Origin of the sequence: Ruthenibacterium lactatiformans, assembly GCF_000949455.1 — a bacterium.
GTDB classification, from domain to species: domain Bacteria; phylum Bacillota; class Clostridia; order Oscillospirales; family Ruminococcaceae; genus Ruthenibacterium; species Ruthenibacterium lactatiformans.
The window spans coordinates 1-1094 of record NZ_JXXK01000099.1 but is presented as its reverse complement, the minus strand read 5'-3'; the positions used below and the strand labels follow the sequence as shown (position 1 = coordinate 1094).

General features: G+C 52.0%; 2 protein-coding genes. One reads left to right on the top strand and one right to left on the bottom strand.

The features are described from left to right. A partial coding sequence (locus TQ39_RS21400; RefSeq protein WP_207641425.1) for a hypothetical protein occupies positions 1–249 on the top strand: 249 nt, incomplete at its 5' end. A gap of 592 nt (positions 250–841) precedes the next feature. Here TQ39_RS21400 and TQ39_RS21515 read toward each other — a convergent pair. Next, the coding region (locus tag TQ39_RS21515) for a hypothetical protein (protein WP_207641424.1) at positions 842–1094 on the bottom strand (253 nt) is incomplete at its 5' end.

Sequence of the window (1094 nt, the reverse complement as noted above, 5' to 3'; positions counted from 1 at the left end):
GCGCGCGGGGCTGTAGGAGGCGAAGAGGAGCACACATTAACAAAGGCAGAACTTCCCAATGTTTCTATCGAACTGGGCGCAGAAGCTATAAAAAGTAATGAAGCCTCGATGAGGCTCACCGATGCCGGTGAAAAATGGTATCGAGTTGGCAACGCGGGGATTGATTACACAAAGCCCCTTGGCACAGGCCAAGCACACAACAATATGCCGCCATATCTTGCGCAAAACATCATCGTGCGGGCTTTGTAAGACCCGTATGCTTACGGTGCTAATTTTGCACTGCGCGATTTGGGAGGCGGTGTAACACACAATCATGGCGGCAATACTGGCGGAACAGGACTTACCAGCTCACAAAATGGTCCGCATGTGCACTACTATGCAACAAACCCGAACAGCCAAGGCGATTCTTATTTTGGGCCCGGCATTGCAGGCTCAAGTGAACATGGACCTAATGCGAGTACAGATTCATCCGGCGAGGGAGAACCTCATCACCATACTATAAGCGCTGCCAATCATATGCCGCCATATCTTGCACAAAACATCATCGTGCGGGCTTTGTAAGGCCCACATGCTTACGGTGCTAATTTTGCGCTGCGAGCTACTGGCGGTAGCACCACGCATACACAAGCAGAAAATGAGGTGGCAGCGCACGGGCATGAATGGGTAGGATGGGCTGGTTCCGGCAGTTCGGGAGGTACATATACGGGGCTTGGAGGGTTTAAAGGCGACGTCTGGGATACAGTCAGCGGGAGTTGGCCGACTTATGATGGAGGAACCGGAATCAAGCGTACTTCTGCGGCCAAACCTATGGACATTATGAATCCGTACATAGGTCAAAACATCATAGTGCGCGCACTATGATATTCTGTGCGAGATACGGAGGCAGTATTGATATTGCCTGTCCATATAGACCACCGCCCTGCTGATCCAACGATACTCCACCCCAGCCCTCACCGTGGGACCCCCAAACTCCAATAGACCATTGCTCAACGGTGCGGTGTGCAAACGTAATTGCGCTTGCTGGCAGATTACGAGCTTCTATTGTTGCTTGCGCAGCACCGCCCAAACTGCCCAGCGCAAAATTAGCACCGTAA